General features: G+C 70.8%; 17 protein-coding genes. 10 read left to right on the top strand and 7 right to left on the bottom strand.

All coding sequences use genetic code 11. From position 1 onward, the window contains the following. Positions 1-255 precede the first annotated feature (255 nt). A complete protein-coding gene (locus ABZ664_RS03030) occupies positions 256-1,293 on the bottom strand; it encodes a DUF1648 domain-containing protein (RefSeq protein WP_362502076.1) in 1,038 nt (345 codons plus the stop codon). Next, complete coding sequence (locus tag ABZ664_RS03025) at positions 1,290-1,637, bottom strand: GntR family transcriptional regulator (protein ID WP_350947448.1); 348 nt, start codon at positions 1,635-1,637, stop codon at positions 1,290-1,292. The genes ABZ664_RS03030 and ABZ664_RS03025 overlap by 4 nt, the downstream gene beginning before the upstream one ends. 90 nt (positions 1,638-1,727) lie before the next feature. Between ABZ664_RS03025 and ABZ664_RS03020 the strand changes: the two genes are divergently transcribed. After that, entirely contained in the window at positions 1,728-3,284 is a 1,557-nt protein-coding gene (locus ABZ664_RS03020; RefSeq protein WP_362502073.1) for a leucyl aminopeptidase, read from the top strand. A 66-nt stretch (positions 3,285-3,350) separates the two neighbouring features. Here the strand turns inward: ABZ664_RS03020 and ABZ664_RS03015 are convergent, their stop codons facing one another. Continuing rightward, positions 3,351-3,482 (bottom strand): hypothetical protein, encoded by a 132-nt coding sequence (locus tag ABZ664_RS03015; RefSeq protein WP_362502071.1) that lies wholly within the window; start codon positions 3,480-3,482, stop codon positions 3,351-3,353. A gap of 11 nt (positions 3,483-3,493) precedes the next feature. Between ABZ664_RS03015 and lpdA the strand changes: the two genes are divergently transcribed. From lpdA to ABZ664_RS02975, 8 genes are all read left to right on the top strand, one after another. Beyond that, entirely contained in the window at positions 3,494-4,873 is a 1,380-nt protein-coding gene (lpdA, locus tag ABZ664_RS03010; protein ID WP_362502069.1) for a dihydrolipoyl dehydrogenase, read from the top strand. Positions 4,874-4,910: 37 nt separating this feature from the next. Next, positions 4,911-6,383, top strand: a complete 1,473-nt coding sequence (gene sucB / locus ABZ664_RS03005; RefSeq protein ID WP_362502067.1) for a 2-oxoglutarate dehydrogenase, E2 component, dihydrolipoamide succinyltransferase — start codon at positions 4,911-4,913, stop codon at positions 6,381-6,383. Positions 6,384-6,537: 154 nt separating this feature from the next. Beyond that, entirely contained in the window at positions 6,538-7,434 is an 897-nt protein-coding gene (locus ABZ664_RS03000; protein WP_362502065.1) for a TIGR01777 family oxidoreductase, read from the top strand. Between the two features lie 49 nt (positions 7,435-7,483). Continuing rightward, positions 7,484-8,221, top strand: coding sequence for a peptidase E (locus ABZ664_RS02995; RefSeq protein ID WP_362502062.1), 738 nt, complete (start codon positions 7,484-7,486; stop codon positions 8,219-8,221). A 28-nt stretch (positions 8,222-8,249) separates the two neighbouring features. Next, entirely contained in the window at positions 8,250-8,927 is a 678-nt protein-coding gene (gene lipB, locus ABZ664_RS02990) for a lipoyl(octanoyl) transferase LipB (protein ID WP_362502060.1), read from the top strand. A gap of 130 nt (positions 8,928-9,057) precedes the next feature. Then, positions 9,058-9,987, top strand: coding sequence for a lipoyl synthase (gene lipA / locus ABZ664_RS02985; protein ID WP_362502058.1), 930 nt, complete (start codon positions 9,058-9,060; stop codon positions 9,985-9,987). Between the two features lie 129 nt (positions 9,988-10,116). Further along, positions 10,117-10,797 carry a DUF4191 domain-containing protein gene (locus tag ABZ664_RS02980; RefSeq protein WP_350947439.1) on the top strand — a complete coding sequence of 227 codons (681 nt, stop codon included), beginning with the start codon at positions 10,117-10,119 and terminating at the stop codon, positions 10,795-10,797. After that, the gene (locus ABZ664_RS02975) at positions 10,797-11,591 is read left to right on the top strand and encodes a class I SAM-dependent methyltransferase (protein WP_362502055.1); all 795 of its coding nucleotides are present in this window, start codon (positions 10,797-10,799) and stop codon (positions 11,589-11,591) included. Before ABZ664_RS02980 ends, ABZ664_RS02975 begins: the two co-directional genes overlap by 1 nt. Before the next feature lie 56 nt (positions 11,592-11,647). Here ABZ664_RS02975 and ABZ664_RS02970 read toward each other — a convergent pair whose 3' ends face one another. The 4 genes from ABZ664_RS02970 to ABZ664_RS02955 form a co-directional block, all read right to left on the bottom strand. Then, complete coding sequence (locus tag ABZ664_RS02970) at positions 11,648-12,775, bottom strand: serine hydrolase domain-containing protein (RefSeq protein ID WP_362502053.1); 1,128 nt, start codon at positions 12,773-12,775, stop codon at positions 11,648-11,650. A gap of 155 nt (positions 12,776-12,930) precedes the next feature. Next, positions 12,931-13,218: a hypothetical protein gene (locus tag ABZ664_RS02965; protein ID WP_362502051.1), complete on the bottom strand. Its 288-nt coding sequence runs from the start codon at positions 13,216-13,218 to the stop codon at positions 12,931-12,933. Continuing rightward, complete coding sequence (locus ABZ664_RS02960; protein WP_362502049.1) at positions 13,218-14,264, bottom strand: RNA polymerase subunit sigma-70; 1,047 nt, start codon at positions 14,262-14,264, stop codon at positions 13,218-13,220. Before ABZ664_RS02960 ends, ABZ664_RS02965 begins: the two co-directional genes overlap by 1 nt. 164 nt (positions 14,265-14,428) lie before the next feature. Beyond that, positions 14,429-14,890: an RDD family protein gene (locus ABZ664_RS02955; protein WP_350947434.1), complete on the bottom strand. Its 462-nt coding sequence runs from the start codon at positions 14,888-14,890 to the stop codon at positions 14,429-14,431. 127 nt (positions 14,891-15,017) lie between these two features. Between ABZ664_RS02955 and ABZ664_RS02950 the strand changes: the two genes are divergently transcribed. Beyond that, positions 15,018-16,034, top strand: coding sequence for a hypothetical protein (locus ABZ664_RS02950; RefSeq protein WP_362502047.1), 1,017 nt, complete (start codon positions 15,018-15,020; stop codon positions 16,032-16,034). The last annotated feature ends 21 nt before the right edge of the window (positions 16,035-16,055 follow it).

Genomic DNA, 16,055 nt, shown 5'->3' with positions numbered 1-16,055 from the left:
GGAGGAGCGGAAAGCAGCGGAGACGACCGCAGGAGTAGGGCCGGGACGCCGCGGGGAGCGGGGAGCGGGGAGCGGGGACAGGAACGTGTGGAGGACGAGACGGGGTGGATGGACGGGCGGAGAGCGGAACAGCGGGCGAAGTCCGGAAGACAGGACGTCGAGGGACGGAGATCAAAGGGGGGGGCCGGAGCCGGGGAAAGTCGGAGTCGGGGAAAGTCGGGGAAGGCAGGAGAAGGCAGGACGGAGGACAGGAGGTCAGCGGGCGGACGGCTCGGTGGCCGCCCGGTCCACGAGGGTGTTCAGCAGGGCGGCCCCGCTCGCCGCGTCGTCGATCGAGACGGCGAAGCGGCCACCGGAGACGTAACCCACCATGAGGCACTCCCCGCCGCGGATCATGACCGTCACGGCCCCGGGCAGGCCCCTGATGCCCCAGCCTCCGACGTCGGACGGGAACAGCTGCTCCGACCAGGCCCGCTCCACCCGCTCGATCGGGATGTGCTTGCGGGGCAGGCGGAGCGGCCCGTAGAAGAGCACGACACCCTCCTCGGTGATCTGCACCCGCACCGAGCTGAAGGTCAGTGCCAGCAGGCCCGCCAGGAACGTGATCGTCGCGGGGGTCCACAGCGCGCTGTCGCCGCCGATCAGGGCGAGCACGGCGAGCCCTCCTCCCACGGCCAGCACGGAGCCGCCGAGCGCGACGAGAGGGCCGCTGCTCACCGAGGAGACCCACACCGCGCGCTGGCCGGGGCGGAGCGGGACCCGCCGGGTGGGGACGGCGGACGACTCGGGACGCTCGTCGGGCCCCGGGCGGGCGGCGAGGGCACCGAGCCAGCCGCCCAGCACCAGCCCCGCGACCGCGAGCAGCGCGCCCCACCCCAGGTCGTCGGCCTGCCTCCAGTGGGGGGCGTCGAGGTTGGCCATCAGCGTGACGACCTGCAACCCCGGGAAGAACAGGCCGACGCCTCCCAGCACGGCGCCGAGCGCCATGCGGCTCGTCCTGCGTCTGAACATCGCGGTGTTGACGAACGCGAACCCCAGCGCGCCGCCCGCGAGCAGCGTCCACAGGCCCACCTGGAACAGCAACGACGCGAGGAACGGCATCGAGTTGTCGGGCGCGCCGGACGGCCCCCAGTGGGTGGCGACCGGATCGGGCAGCCGATCCCGCAGCGCCAACGGCGCCGCGATCAGCGCGACGGTTACCAGCCCGAACCAGCAGGTGGCGATGGACAGGAATCGGGCTCGCAGACCCACGTCGGTCCCCTCTTCGAAGGACCGGGCACCCGGCCCGGTCATGACAGTTCCCTGATGAGCTCGATGACGTCGTCGTGGCGGTAGCCGTACTGGACGGCCTCGTCGAGCAGGGAGCGCAGCTTCTCCTCGATGACGCTGCGCGGATTCGGCCGGCTGAGCACGGTCACGCCGCGGCCCCGGCGGAACTCCAGCACCCCCTCGTCGCGCAGGTCCCTCAGGGCGCGCAGCACCGTGTTGGCGTTGATGCCCAACGCGGCGGCCAGGTCGCGAGCCGGCGGGAGCCGGTCTCCCGGAGCGTACGATCCCTCGGCGACGGCGCGCCTGATCGCCTCGGCGACCTGCTCGTGCAGGGGCCGGGGATCGTTGAGATCCAAGGTGAGTAACATGATGCTAGCGACATTAGCACCAATACGCCCGATGATGCCACCCCGAATAGCACCATCGAAGACCACGATTCGTAGGATGAACCCTCGTTTATGCGTACTGCCCCAGCCCGACTAGCATCGGCATACGTGACCACTGTGCGGCTTACCCCAACTGACAACGCTGTCTCGTTCGCCACCGACGCGTTGGTCGTCGGCGTCCACACCGGACCTGACGGCCTGCTCCCGGCTCCCGGGGCCGAAGGCCTCGACCAGGCGCTCGGTGGCAGACTCGCCGCCACGCTGGAGAGCGTGGGCGCCAAGGGTAAGCCGGGCGAGATCTCCAAGATCCCCACCTTCGGCGCGCTGACCGCGCCCCTGCTGGTCGTCGTCGGCCTGGGCGAGGCCCCCGAGGTCCCCCACGACGGTTCCGGCGACGGCTACGACGCCGAGGTCCTGCGCCGCGCCGCGGGCACCGCGGTCCGCGCCCTGGCCGGCACCGGCCGGGTGGCGCTCGCCCTGCCCGCCGCGAGCGCCGAGCACGCCGGCGCCGTCGCCCTGGGCGGCCTTCTCGGCGCCTACTCCTTCACCAAGTACCGCACCAGCTCAGAGCAGGTCTCCCCGGTGTCGGAGCTGGCCGTGCTCACCGACGCCGAGGGCGCCCAGGCCGCGATCGAGCGCGCCGGCACCCTGGCCGAGTCGGTCTCCCTCGTCCGCGACCTGGTCAACACCCCGCCGTCGGACCTGTGGCCGGCCCGCTTCGCCGAGATCGCCGAGCGGGTGGGCTCCGAGGCCGGTCTGTCGGTGGAGGTCCTGGACGAAAAAGCGCTCAAGGAGGGCGGTTACGGCGGCATCGTCGCCGTCGGCCAGGGGTCGGCCAACCCTCCCCGGCTGGTCCGCCTCTCCTACAGCCACCCCGAGGCCGGCAAGAAACTCGCGTACGTCGGCAAGGGCATCACCTTCGACTCGGGTGGCCTGTCGCTCAAGCCGACGACCTCGATGGACTGGATGAAGTCGGACATGAGCGGCGCGGGCGCGGTCCTCGGCGCCCTCCTCGCGATCGCGAGGCTGGGCCTGAAGGTGAACGCGGTCGGCTACCTCTGCCTGGCCGAGAACATGCCGAGCGGCACCGCGCAGCGCCCCTCCGACGTGTTCACCAGCTTCGCGGGCAAGACCGTCGAGGTGCTCGACACCGACGCCGAGGGCCGTCTGGTCCTCATCGACGGCATCGCCCGCGCCGGGCAGGACGACCCCGATGTGATCGTCGACGTCGCCACGCTCACCGGCGCGCAGATCGTCGCGCTGGGCTGGCGGACGGCGGGCGTGATGGGCAACGACGACGACCTGCGCGCGGAGATCGTCGCGACGGCGGGCGAGCAGGGCGAGGCCGCGTGGCCCATGCCCCTGCCCGACGAGCTGCGCAAGGGTCTCGACTCCCCGGTGGCCGACATCGCCAACCTGCACCCCGAGCGTTTCGGCGGGATGCTGACAGCCGCCATCTTCCTGCGGGAATTCGTGCCCGACGGGGTCCGTTGGGCACATATCGACATGGCCGGCCCCTCCTTCAACAAGGGCGAGGCCCACGGCTACACGCCGAAGGGCGGCACCGGGGCGATCACCCGGACCCTCGTCGGCCTGGCCGAGCGTTACGCGGGCGAGCCTTCGCGCTGACCGTCGGCCCCGCGCGGGCGGGGTCACAAGCAACTCTGGACAAATGAAAAGATGCGGTTGCCGGGGTCAGGCCGAGGGCGGGCACCGGTGCGGCGCCGAGCCGGGTCCGGTGGCGGCGTGGATGCGATCGAGGATCCACGCGGCCGCCCAGGGCACGACGAGGGGTGCGACCGTGAAGACGGTATTACGATCCGACAAGGAGCTTTCCTGTGGCTGATGGCAGCGGCCCCTACGACATCGTCGTCCTAGGTGGCGGTAGCGGCGGGTATGCCTGCGCTCTGCGGGCCGCCGAGCTGGGCAAGACGGTCGCGCTGATCGAGAAGGACAAGATCGGCGGTACGTGCCTGCATCGCGGGTGCATCCCCACCAAGGCGCTTCTGCACTCCGCGGAGGTCGCCGACGAGACTCGCGAAAGCGCGACCTACGGCGTCAAGGCCCGCTTCGAGGGCATCGACGTGCCCGCGGTCCACGCGTTCAAGGACAAGATCGTCACGCGCGCCTGGAAGGGCGTGCAGGGCCTTCTCAAGAGCAAGGGCATCACGATCATCGAAGGTGAGGGCCGTCTCGCGGGCCCGAACCGGGTGGCGGTGGGCTCCGAGGTCTACGAGGGCCGCAACATCGTGCTGGCGACCGGCTCCGCGCCCAGGTCCCTCCCGGGCCTGGAGATCGACGGCGAGCGGATCATCACCAGCGAGCACGCGCTCAAGCTCGACCGGGTGCCCACCTCGGTGGTCGTCCTGGGCGGCGGCGTCATCGGCGTGGAGTTCGCCAGCGTCTGGCGCTCCTTCGGCGCCGAGGTGACGATCGTCGAGGGACTGCCGCACCTGCTGCCCCTGGAGGAGGAGTCCAGCTCCAAGCTGCTGGAGCGCTCTTTCCGCCGCCGCGGCATCAAGCAGGAGCTGGGCGTCTTCTTCGAGGGCGTCAAGACCACCGACACCGGCGTGGTCGTCAGCCTGGCCAACGGCAAGACCCTCGACGCCGAGCTGCTGCTGGTCGCGGTCGGCCGCGGCGCGGTCTCCGCGGGCTTGGGCTTCGAGGAGGCGGGCATCGCGATCGAGCGCGGCACCGTCACGGTGAACGAGTTCTGCCAGACCAGCGTGCCGGGCGTGTACGCGGTCGGCGACCTCATCCCGACCCTTCAGCTCGCGCACGCGGGCTTCGCCGAGGGCATCCTGGTGGCCGAGCACATCGCCGGTCTGAACCCCGTGCCGATCGACTACGACGGCGTCCCCCGGATCACCTACTCCGACCCCGAGGTCGCCTCGGTGGGCATCACCTCCGCCCAGGCCAGGGAGCGCGGCCACGAGATCGTCGAGATGACCTACGACCTCGCGGGCAACCCCAAGAGCCAGATCCTGCAGACGCAGGGCGCGGTCAAGATCATCGCGGAGAAGGACGGCCCGGTGCTCGGCGTGCACATGGTCGGCCGCCGCATCGGCGAGCTGGTGACCGAGGGACAGCTGATCTACAACTGGGAGGCCCTGCCCTCCGAGGTCGCGCAGCTCGTCCACGCGCACCCCACCCAGTCCGAGGCCGTCGGCGAGGCGATGCTGGCGCTCGCCGGCAAGCCGCTCCACGTCCACAACTAACGCAAGCCCTCACTCGGAACGCGAGAGAAGACAACCTATGCCGAAGTCCGTACAGATGCCCCAGCTCGGTGAGAGCGTCACGGAGGGCACCGTCACCCGCTGGCTGAAGAAGGAGGGCGAGCGCGTCGAGGCCGACGAGCCCCTTCTCGAAGTCTCCACCGACAAGGTCGACACCGAGATCCCGTCCCCGGCCGCGGGCATCCTCACGAAGATCGTGGTGGCCGAGGACGAGACCGTCGAGGTCGGCGCCGAGCTCGCCGTCATCGACGAGAACGGCACCGAGGGCGCGGCCCCCGCGCAGGAGAAGGCCCCCGAGCCCGAGCCCGAGCCTGAGCCCGCCCCGCAGCAGCAGGCGCAGCCGGCCTCCTCGATCCCGCAGCCCGCTCCGCAGCAGCAGGCCCCCGCACAGGCACAGCAGGCCCCGGCTCCGCAGCAGCAGGCCCCGCAGCAGGCTCCCCAGACCGCCCAGCCCTCCCAGGCCGCGCCTCCGTCCCCGATGGCGGTGTCCGAGCCCGTCGCGCAGCCGTCGGGCGACAGCCCGTACGTCACCCCGCTGGTGCGCAAGCTCGCCGGCGAGCACGGCGTCGACCTCGACTCGCTCACCGGCACCGGTGTCGGCGGGCGCATCCGCAAGCAGGACGTCCTGGAGGCGGCCCGCGAGCAGCGCGAGCGTGCCAGCGCGGCCCAGGCCCAGCAGCAGGCCCAGCCGCAGACCTCCGCCCCGCAGGCCGCCGCCCAGCCGTCCGCGCCGCAGGCCCCCGAGCCGGTCGCGGTGGACACCACGCTGCGCGGGCGCACCGAGAAGATGTCGCGGCTTCGCCAGACCATCGCCAAGCGCATGGTCGAGTCGCTGCAGGTCTCGGCCCAGCTCACCAGCGTGGTCGAGGTCGACGTCACCAAGATCGCGCGGCTGCGTGAGCAGGCGAAGGCCGAGTTCCAGCGGCGCGAGGGCGTCAAACTCACCTTCACGCCGTTCTTCGCCCTCGCCACGATCGAGGCGCTCAAGCAGCACCCCAAGCTGAACGCCACGATCAACAGCGAGACCAACGAGGTCACGTACTTCGACACCGAGCACCTCGGTTTCGCGACGGACACCGAGCGCGGCCTGCTCGTCCCGGTGATCAAGGACGCCGGCGACCTCAACATCGCCGGGCTCGCCCGCAAGATCGCCGACCTCGCCGAGCGCACCCGCACCAACAAGGTGAGCCCGGACGAGATCACCGGCGGCACGTTCACGCTGACCAACACCGGCAGCCGTGGCGCGCTGTTCGACACGCCGATCCTCAACCAGCCGCAGGTCGGCATGCTGGGCACCGGTGCCGTCGTCAAGCGTCCCGTGGTGCTGGACACCCCCGACGGCGAGGTCATCGCCGTCCGCTCGATGATGTACCTGGCGCTCAGCTACGACCACCGCCTGGTCGACGGCGCCGACGCCGCCCGCTTCCTGACGACGATCAAGCGTCGTCTCGAGGACGGCCGTTTCGAGAACCAGCTGGGCCTGCACGGCTAGCCGTCCGTTCTCTCCTTCCGGGCCGGTCCGCGACCTCGCGGGCCGGCCCGGCTCGCTCTCCCCGGCGGCGGACCGGCCGAGAGGCGGGGCGACGCGAATCCGGTGGGCGCCCGGTTTCCGAAGCTCCAGGGGGAGGTCGATTACATTGGACGACATGACGATCATCGTGACCGGGTCCTCCGGGCTGCTGGGAACGGCTCTGGTCGAGGCTCTGCGGGACGACGGCGCCCGGGTGGTCCGTCTGGTCAGGCGAGTGCCGGAAGGCGATGACGAGGCTTTCTGGAACCCCGCGAAGGGGGTCGTCGACCAGGCCGCGCTGGAGGGCGCGGAGGCGGTGATCCACCTCGCGGGGGCGGGCATCGGCGACCGGCGCTGGAGCGAGGACCACAAGCGTGAGCTGATCCGCAGCCGGGTCGAGGGGACCAGGACCCTGGCGGGCGCGCTCGCCGGTCTGGGAGCGAAGCCCGCGGCGCTGCTGTCCGGCTCGGCGATCGGCTTCTACGGCGACACCGGGGACGTGGCCGTGGACGAGACGGCGTCCGCGGGCGAGGGGTTCCTCGCCCAGGAGGTCGTGGTGCCGTGGGAGGCGGAGACGGCGCCCGCCGAGGAGGCGGGCATCCGGGTGGTGAGACTCCGTACCGGCCTGGTGCTGAGCGGCCGGGGTGGCATGCTGTCGCAGATCCTTCCCGTCTTCAGGATGGGGCTGGGCGCCCCGCTGGGATCGGGGCGGCAGTACTGGTCGTGGATCTCCATCGACGACTGGGTCCTCGCCGTACAACACATCCTGAAAAATCCTGGGATCTCGGGGCCGGTGAACGTGACGGCACCCGAGCCGGTCACCAACGCCGAGTTCACCAAGGCTCTCGGCACGGCCCTCCACCGGCCCACGATGCCGCTCGCCGTGCCGGGGTTCGTGCTGCGCGCGGCCATCGGGGAGTTCGCCGAGGAAGGGGTGCTGACCGGTCAGCGGGTGCTCCCGCGGCGCCTGCTGGAGAGCGGCTACGCGTTCCGGCATACGCGTCTCGACGAGGCACTCGCCGCCGTAATCTGAAATCCCCGTTTTCAGCGTTCCGGTCGATGAAACCACTTGGGAGACAGACATGGGCAGCCCCGGGCAGTCGCACATCCTCGCGATCGGAGGCGGCTCGTTCCGCCTCTCCACGCGCCAGGGGACCATGGAGGCGAGCCCACTGCTCAGATACGCCCTCGACCTCACCGGCCAGGACCGGCCCCGCCTGGGCCTGCTCGCCACCGCCACCGGCGACGACGCGGAGTGGCTGCTGCGGATGTACGGCGCGTTCGGCGCGTGGGACACCGAGGTGAGCCACCTGAGCGTGTTCCCGATGCCCAACGTCGAGGACCCGCGCGAGTGGATGCTCAGCCAGGACATCATCTACGTCAGCGGCGGCAGCGTGGCCAACCTGGCGGCCCTGTGGCGGTTGCACGGCCTCGACGAGATCTTCGAGGAGGCGTGGCGGGCGGGCGTGGTCCTCGCGGGCCAGAGCGCCGGGGCGCTCTGCTGGCACGTGGGCGGCAACACCGACTCCTTCGGGCCGACACTGCGGGTGTGGTCCGACGGGCTGGGCATGCTGCCCTACTCCTGCGGAGTCCACTACAACTCGGAACCGCAGCGCCGGCGGCTGCTGCACGAGGCGGTGGCCTCCGGCGAGCTGCCCGAGGGCTACGCGGCCGACGAGGGCGTCGCCCTGCACTACGTGGGCACCGAGTTCATCCAGGCCGTCAGCGTCCATCCGGACGCCTACGCCTACAAGGTGGAGCACGACGGGGCGGGTGGAGCCAAGGAGTTCCGCATCGAGCCTCGGCTTCTCACGTCTTAACCACGGGCGGGTCAACTACTCTTGAGGCGTGAGTGACCTGGCAGTCGTCCGTCTTGGCGTTGACTTTCCCTACGAGCAGGCGTGGGAGCTTCAGCGGCGCATCCACGCGCGCCGGGTGGCCGAGGAGATCCCCGACACCTGCCTGATGCTCGAACACGCGCCGGTCTACACGGCGGGCAAACGCACCGCGCCGCACGAGAGGCCCTCCGACGGCACCCCTGTCGTCGAGGTCGACCGGGGTGGGCGGATCACCTGGCACGGTCCCGGTCAGCTGGTCGGCTACCCGATCGTCAAACTCGGTGGCTCCCTCGACGTGAACGCCTACGTGAGGCTCCTGGAGGAGACCCTGGTGCACATCTGCGCCGACTTCGGGGTCCAGGCGGGCCGGGTGGAGGGGCGCGGCGGCGTCTGGGTGGCCGGCGACCCCTCGCACGGCCTGCCGGACAGGAAGGTCGGGGCGATCGGCATCCGGGTCTCCGGCGGCGTCACGATGCACGGATTCGCACTCAACTGCTCCAACGACCCGAGCTGGTACAACCGGATCGTCCCGTGCGGCATCAGCGACGCCGGGGTCTCCTCGCTGTCGGCCGAGACCGGCCGCCGGATCGTGGTCGACGAGGTCCTGCCGTACGCCGAGAAGCACCTGGCGGAGGCGCTCGGCGCGCAGGCCTTCGAGCTTTTCGAGGAAGACCTCTTCCGGCGCTGATCCGGGCGCCGCGCCCCGGGGCCGCCGCAGCTTACGGCGGGACATAAGCTGGTGAGGTGAGCGAGCGTGACGACATTTACAGCACCTCGATATGCACCACCTCGGTCCCTCGACCGACGAAGGAGCTCGCATGACCGTCGCCCCCGACGGGCGGAAACTCCTCCGCCTTGAGGTCCGCAACGCCGAGACCCCCATCGAGAAGAAGCCCGACTGGATCAAGACCAAGTTCAGGACGGGCCCGAACCACACCGAGCTTCGGGAGCTGGTCAAACGCGAAGGGCTGCACACGGTCTGTCAGGAGGCCGGGTGTCCCAACATCTCCGAGTGCTGGGAGGACCGCGAGGCCACCTTCCTCATCGGCGGTGACCAGTGCACCCGGCGGTGTGACTTCTGCCAGATCGACACCGGCAAGCCCAAGGCGTACGACACCGACGAGCCGCGCCGTGTGGCCGACTCGGTGCGGCAGATGGGGCTCAACTACGCGACCGTGACCGGTGTCGCCCGCGACGACCTGCCCGACGGCGGCGCGTGGCTGTACGCCGAGACCGCGCGGCAGATCCACGCCCTCCTTCCCGGCTGCGGCGTCGAACTGCTCGTGCCCGACTTCAACGGCGACCAGGCCCAGCTGGAGGAGGTGTTCTCCTCCAGGCCCGAGGTGTTCGCGCACAACATCGAGACCGTGCCGCGGATCTTCAAGCGCATCCGGCCCGCGTTCCGCTACGACCGGTCCCTGGGAGTGATCACCAAGGCCCGCCAGGCCGGCCTGGTGACCAAGTCCAACCTGATCCTCGGCATGGGCGAGGAGCGCGAGGAGATCGTCCAGGCCATGCGCGACCTGCACGAGGCCGGGTGCGACCTGCTCACCGTGACCCAGTACCTGCGGCCCACCCCGCGCCACCACCCCGTCGAGCGCTGGGTGAAGCCCGAGGAGTTCGTGGAGCTCCAGAAGGAGGCGGAGGCGATCGGGTTCGCAGGGGTCCTCTCCGGGCCGCTGGTCCGCTCCTCCTACCGGGCGGGGCGCCTGTACAAGCAGGCCGTCGAGGCTCGCCAGCACGCCTGAGCCCTCTTCGGGCGGCTCGTGAAACCGGAAGGACCCCGCTCGCCGAGCGGGGTCCTTCCGGTTTCACGAGCCGGTGCCCGGCAGATTACGTTTTCACTTCTTGACCCCTGGATTTGTATCCTTCAGAACATGGCCAAGAAGCCCGAAGACTCAGAGCGCCCGGGGCGCATCAAGCAGCTCCGCATGATCGCGAAGATCATCAAGGAGGCCAATCCCAAGGGGATGCCGATCGTCTACGCGTCGGCGCTGGGCACGCTCGCGCTGTGCGTGGTGATCGGCCTGGTCACGGGCTGGTTCTGGTATCTCCTCTTCATCGGGATCATGCTGGCCCTCACCGTCGGGCTGGTGGTGTTCGGCCAGCTCGCCCAGAGGGCCCAGTACTCCATGTTGCACGGGCAGGTCGGCGCCGCCGCCGCGATCCTGCAGGGCATGCGCGGCAACTGGGAGGTCACTCCCGCCGTCGCCGTCACCCGCGACCAGGACATCGTGCACCGTGTGGTCGGCTACCCCGGCATCATCCTGGTCTCCGAGGGACCGGGCAGCCGTGTGCAGAAGATGCTGGTCGCCGAGAAGAAGCGCGTCCAGCGGGTCGCACTGGACGTCCCGGTCTACGACATCCAGTCCGGCGACGGCGATGGGCAGGTTCCGCTGGCCAAGCTGCAACGCCACCTGATGAAGCTGCCCCGCAACCTCAAGAAGCCCGCCCTGTACGAGATCAACAACCGGCTGAAGGCCCTCCCGCAGACGCTGCCGATGCCCAAGGGCCCGCTGCCGCGCGGCGCGAAGATGCCCCGCCCGAAGATGCGCTGATGGGCCTCGCCGGGTTGGGGCGCCACCGGGTGGACGCCGCGGACACCTCCCGGGCCAACCGCGGCTGGTGGGACGCCTCCGCCGACGAATACCAGGCGGAGCACGGGGAGTTCCTGCGCGACTCGGGGTTCGTCTGGGGCCCCGAGGGCCTGGACGAGGCCGACGCCCGCCTGCTGGGCGACGTCGCGGGCAAGAACGTGCTGGAGATCGGCTGCGGTGCCGGACAGTGCGGGCGCTGGCTGGCCGGGCAGGGGGCCAGGGTGGCCGCCTTCGACCTGTCCTTCAGGCAACTCCAGCACTCCGGCCGGATCGACCTGGACGCCGGGTCGGCGCTGCCGGTGGTCCAGGCGGACGCCGAGGTCCTGCCCTTCGCCGACCGGACGTTCGACCTGGCCTGCTCGGCGTACGGCGCGCTGCCGTTCGTGGCCGACGCCGGGGCCGTACTGGCCGAGATCCATCGGGTGCTGCGCCCCGGGGGCCTGCTGGTCTTCTCGGTGAGCCATCCGATCCGCTGGGCCTTCCCCGACGACCCCGGCCCCGCCGGGCTCACCTCCGACCGCTCCTACTTCGACCGTTCCGCGTACGTGGAGATCGGCGAGGACGGACGGCCTTCCTACGTCGAGCACCACCGCACGATGGCCGACTGGGTCGGGCTCATCACCGCCTCCGGGCTGATGCTGCGAGGGCTGGTCGAGCCCGAGTGGCCGCCGGGTCACGACCGCGAGTGGGGTGGCTGGAGTCCGCTGCGCGGCCACCACCTGCCCGGCACCGCGATCTTCACCTGCGCACGGTAGGCGCGCCATCCCGCCTGAACAGCCGGTGGGGTGGCGCGCTCGCGCCGAGCGACGCCCTAACGGTCGCCGCCGAGATCCATGACGAGTCCGCCGAGGATGTCGAAGGTGGTGAAATCCCCGGCGGAGACGAGGTTCTTGGTCACGGCGACCGAGATCCCGGTGGCCGTGTCGGCGTACGCGGCCGACCCTCCGCTTCCCGCCATGCCGAACAGGGTGGGGTTGCTGAGGAGCTCGGTGGCGCCGAGGGCGTATCCGAGTGACCGGGTGGCCGGGAAGGCGGTGATCTCGTCCGTCCCGCTGAACTCCACCGCGGTGATCTCGCGGAGCCGTTCCCGCGAGACGAGCCTGACACCGTCCACCTCGCCCAGCAGGGCGGCGTACATCCGGGCCACGGCACGGGCGGACATGGTGCCGCCCGCCGGGATGTCGGAGGTCAGCACGTCGGCGCGGTTACCGAAACCGGCGTCGGGCATCGCCGCCATCGGCGCCGCCGTGTAGCCGTCCACGACCCTGAAGAACGGGATGTCCGCGAACATCTCCGGGGACATCTCGAAGTCACTCGGGGCGTCCTCCAGGCGGGCGAGCCTGCCCAGCTCGGATTCGGGGACGCCGAAGAACAGCTCGTCGGTCACACCCAGCGGTCCGGCGATCTCCTCCCGCAGGACCTGGGAGATCGGCCTGCCGGTGGCCCGGCGGACGATCTCGCCGACGATGTAGCCGAACGACTGGGGGTGGTAGCCGCTGCCGGTTCCCGGCTCCCACCAGGGCTTGGCGTCGGCGATCACCGCGCACATCCCCTCCCAGTCACACAGGTCCTCCGGCGTGGTGGCCACCGGTACGCCGGGAACGCCCGTCGAGTGGGTGAGGGCGTGCCGTACGGTCGCGCGCTCCTTGCCGTGGGCACCGAACTCCGGCCACAGCTCGACGATCGGCGTGTCGTAGCCGAGGACGCCCCGTTCCACCAGCACGTGCACCACCGTCGAGGTGACGCCCTTGCCGGTCGAGGCGCTCCAGATCGGCGTGTCCGGCGTGACGGGACGCCCGGTGGCCGGATCGGCGACGCCCGCGACGACGTCGACCACCGGCTCGCCGTGCCGGTACGCGGCGACCTGCAGGCCCCGCTCGGCGCCGGACTCCACCAGCTTGTCGGCCGCTTCCTGGACCCGCTTCTGCATATCGTTCATCGTCTCGCCCTTCGTGATGAGGTGTGTGACCTGTACGACGGCGGGAGGCCGGGAAAGGAATCGGTCCGGGAGGAGAAATTCGCTCCGAGGTCCGGCGCCGCCCGGTCACGGGAGGTCGGCGCCGGAAAACCGGGAGGGGAAACAGCGCAGGAAGATCAGCGCCGGGAGATCGCGAGCAGGACGGCGGGCTCCCGCCCCGGGTTGCGCAGGGCCCGCACGGTGAGCCCGTCCAGCCACAGCACGTCACCGCGCAGGAAAACCCGGCGATCGCCGTCGGAGCAGACCAGTTCGATCCGCCCTCGCTCCAGCAGGACGATCGCCCCCCGCCACTCGTCCCCGTCGCGGACGTGCGAGTCCCCGGGCGCGACGACGACCCTGCGCACGTCGAACGCCGGCCCGGCCCCTCCGGGAGGGATGGGCGCCGGGTCCTCACCGGCGCCCATCACAACGTCGGGGGAAGGTCGAAAGCCGGGAAGATCTCGGCGCCGAAGGTCGTGATCTGGGTGACCAGCCCTTCCTCGACCCGCAGGACCCCGAGCCACGAGCCGTGGTACTCGGACTCGCCGGGACGCCTGACATACGCCGCCGCGGCGGGCTGCCGGTTGGCGCGGGTGGGCAGGACCCGCCAATCCCCCCACGCCTCGGGACCGATCATGGCGGGGCGCCACGTGTCGACGATCGAAGGTCCGCCCAGGATCCAGATCGGCGCCGGCGGCATCGACTGCCACGCGTCCGCGCGCAGCACCCCGGCCAGGATGGCGGGATCGGCCTGCTCGACGGCGTCGATGTAGCGCTGCAGCACCGCGCGTTCCTCACCGGTCGGATCCGACGACGGTGCCCATTCCAGCCGTCGCGCGGGCAGGTTCTCCCGCATCGTCGACCGGGCCCGCTGCAGGGTGCTCTTCACCGAGACGACGCTCACCTCCAGCAGGGCGGCGGCCTCCTGCGCCGACCAGCCGAGCACGTCGCGCAGGATCAGTACCACCCGCTGCCGGGGAGGCAGGTGCTGGATGGCGGCCATGAACGCCAGCTCGATCGTCTCCTTGGCGACCACGGCGGCGTCCGGCTCGGCGTCGGCGGGCGCGGCGGGCTCCAGGAGGCGGTCCGGGTAGGGACGCAGCCAGAAGACCTCGGTCGCCGACGGCGACGGCACACCGGGAGTGGCGAGCACCGGCGCCTCGCGAGGGCGCGGGCGACGTGGGTGACGGTCGAGGAAGTCCAGGCACGCGTTGGTCGCGATCCGATACAGCCAGGCCCTGAACGTCGAGCGCCCCTGGAAGCTCTCCCGCCGGCGCCAGGCGCGCAGGAACGTCTCCTGCACCATGTCCTCGGACTCCTCGAACGAGCCGAGCATCCGGTAGCAGTGCACCCGCAACTCACGCCGGTACCTCTCGACGAGCGCGCCGAACGCCGGCTCGTCACCCGCCAGCGCCGCGGCCAGGACCTCGGCGTCCTCCGACCGTTCCCGGCCTGTCTCGTCTCCGCTCACGACCTCATACCTCCCGTACGGCGTCCCGCCCTGCGCGGGCGCCCACGGTATGACGACCGCCGGGCGGAAAAGGAATCGGCGGTCTCGGCCCGCACCGGGGGCCGGGAACGAGCACCGGGAACGGGAGAGCGGAGAAGGGGGAAAGAAACCGGGCGCGGGCCGGCTCAGAGACGTACGACCACGGTGTTCGCCGCGCGGTCGTGCAGGCCGCGCTGGTCGCGGTCCCAGACGAGGGCGGGCACGGCGAGGCAGAGCAGGAAGGTCCGCGCGAGCACCGAGACGAACCCGGGGGCGCCGCCGCCGAGCGCGGCGACCCGGATGCCGAACAGGCGCATCCCGAAGGTCATCCCCATGGTGCCGACCAGCAGGAGGTATTCGACGGCGAGGATCAGGACCGGCACCCAGGGCGTCGCGGCGGCGTCGATCCGCAGGAGACCCTGGGTGATGGCCCAGGTGCAGATCAGCCAGTCGACCATGATGGCGCCGATCCTGCGGCCGAATCCGGCCACCGCGCCGCTGCCCTCCTCGGGCATCCCGAGCCGCTCCCCCGGGTAGCCGAGATCGACTCCGGCCGACCGGACGCCACCGAGCCAGGTCTGGGTCCAACGCGGCTGCTTGCTGCTCATGGTCCCAACGGTATCCGCCCCGGGTACCGCCCTCGTACTCGCCCGGAACGACTGGCGAGACCAGGCGAAAGCCATGGATCATATGCGTCGGTATCTCAACAAGCACATTTCCCCCCGGAGCCCCCCCGTGCCTGACAACAACGACATCGACCAGCGGTTCAAGACGCTCACGGACCAGATCAGCGCGCGGGAACGCAAGCGGATGACCAAGATCGCAGAACAGGAGTGGGCGCGGCAGCCCCGCCTCAGGCGGGCCCGCAGGCGGCGGAGGGCGGTAATCGCCGTCGCCGTCCTGGTGGCGGCGGCCGGGGGGTTCGTCGTCTACCGGCCCGACGTCGTCGAGGGCGTCCGCGCCTCGGTCTTCGCGGGGTTCGCGGACTCCGGCACCGGCCCGACGGCCCAGGGTCCCGAGCAGGCGCAGGTGAAAGCGGCGGACGTCTCCCCCTTCCACGGCTCCCCCGCCCAGGACTACGCCGACGGCACCAAGGGGCTGGTCATGCCGAAAGCTCGGGCGCTCGGCGGGCTGAGCCGCAAAGAGGTGTCGACGGCCCTGCTGCACGCGAGAAAACTCCTGATCGCCTCGCACCTGGACCGCAAGGTGCTGCTGGGCGGCAGGCCGAACGCGCTGATCCGGCTGCTGGACTCCGAGCAGCGCGCCCCCTTCGTCAAGGGCCTCAAGCGTCCTGACAAGTCGAAGAAAGGGTACGAGAGCCGAAGGTGGGTGACCAGCCTGGCTCCGAAGAGCGCGGAACTGGTGAGCGAGACCTTCAAGGTCAGCGGCAGGACCCGGCTCACCACCTTCAAGGAGAACGGGTTCAGCGGCGTCCGGATCAAGGTCAACTACCTGTTCGTGTACGCGATCCAGCGGCCCGGCCGGCCGGAGACCCTCACCAGGCTCGTCGCGCACAACCTCGGCACGCTGGACGTGTGGCGGGAGAGCGGCCGGCTGCGCCTCTGGATCGTCGACTGGAACGGTGGAGGAACGGCCCCGGCCCGGTGCGACGTCGACGACGTCTTCGTACACCCGTTCTATCCGGACTCACCCCCCGACCTGACGCTGAAGACCGGCGCGAAGGCCGTGGACGCCTACTCACTGGAGGAGGAGACGAACGAGGAGTGCAGCCCTCTGAAGTCGGACACGTGAAAATCCGGCAAAACCGGGCAA

The organism is Streptosporangium sp. NPDC006930 (genome assembly GCF_040635605.1).
GTDB lineage: Bacteria > Actinomycetota > Actinomycetes > Streptosporangiales > Streptosporangiaceae > Streptosporangium.
Note: the sequence above shows the minus strand (reverse complement) of the source record. Positions and strands in the feature narration are given on the sequence as shown.

What these genes read in the sequence shown, in the direction of transcription:
- ABZ664_RS03000 (WP_362502065.1), top strand. Translation starts at nt 6,538, where the DNA reads ATGACGATCATCGTGACCGGGTCCTCCGGGCTGCTGGGAACGGCTCTG.
- lipA (WP_362502058.1), top strand. Translation starts at nt 9,058, where the DNA reads ATGACCGTCGCCCCCGACGGGCGGAAACTCCTCCGCCTTGAGGTCCGC.
- ABZ664_RS03025 (WP_350947448.1), bottom strand. Translation starts at nt 1,637, where the DNA reads ATGTTACTCACCTTGGATCTCAACGATCCCCGGCCCCTGCACGAGCAG.
- ABZ664_RS02980 (WP_350947439.1), top strand. Translation starts at nt 10,117, where the DNA reads ATGGCCAAGAAGCCCGAAGACTCAGAGCGCCCGGGGCGCATCAAGCAG.
- sucB (WP_362502067.1), top strand. Translation starts at nt 4,911, where the DNA reads ATGCCGAAGTCCGTACAGATGCCCCAGCTCGGTGAGAGCGTCACGGAG.
- ABZ664_RS02970 (WP_362502053.1), bottom strand. Translation starts at nt 12,775, where the DNA reads ATGAACGATATGCAGAAGCGGGTCCAGGAAGCGGCCGACAAGCTGGTG.
- ABZ664_RS03030 (WP_362502076.1), bottom strand. Translation starts at nt 1,293, where the DNA reads ATGACCGGGCCGGGTGCCCGGTCCTTCGAAGAGGGGACCGACGTGGGT.
- ABZ664_RS02975 (WP_362502055.1), top strand. Translation starts at nt 10,797, where the DNA reads ATGGGCCTCGCCGGGTTGGGGCGCCACCGGGTGGACGCCGCGGACACC.
- ABZ664_RS03020 (WP_362502073.1), top strand. Translation starts at nt 1,728, where the DNA reads ATGCGTACTGCCCCAGCCCGACTAGCATCGGCATACGTGACCACTGTG.
- ABZ664_RS02965 (WP_362502051.1), bottom strand. Translation starts at nt 13,218, where the DNA reads ATGGGCGCCGGTGAGGACCCGGCGCCCATCCCTCCCGGAGGGGCCGGG.
- ABZ664_RS02955 (WP_350947434.1), bottom strand. Translation starts at nt 14,890, where the DNA reads ATGAGCAGCAAGCAGCCGCGTTGGACCCAGACCTGGCTCGGTGGCGTC.
- ABZ664_RS02995 (WP_362502062.1), top strand. Translation starts at nt 7,484, where the DNA reads ATGGGCAGCCCCGGGCAGTCGCACATCCTCGCGATCGGAGGCGGCTCG.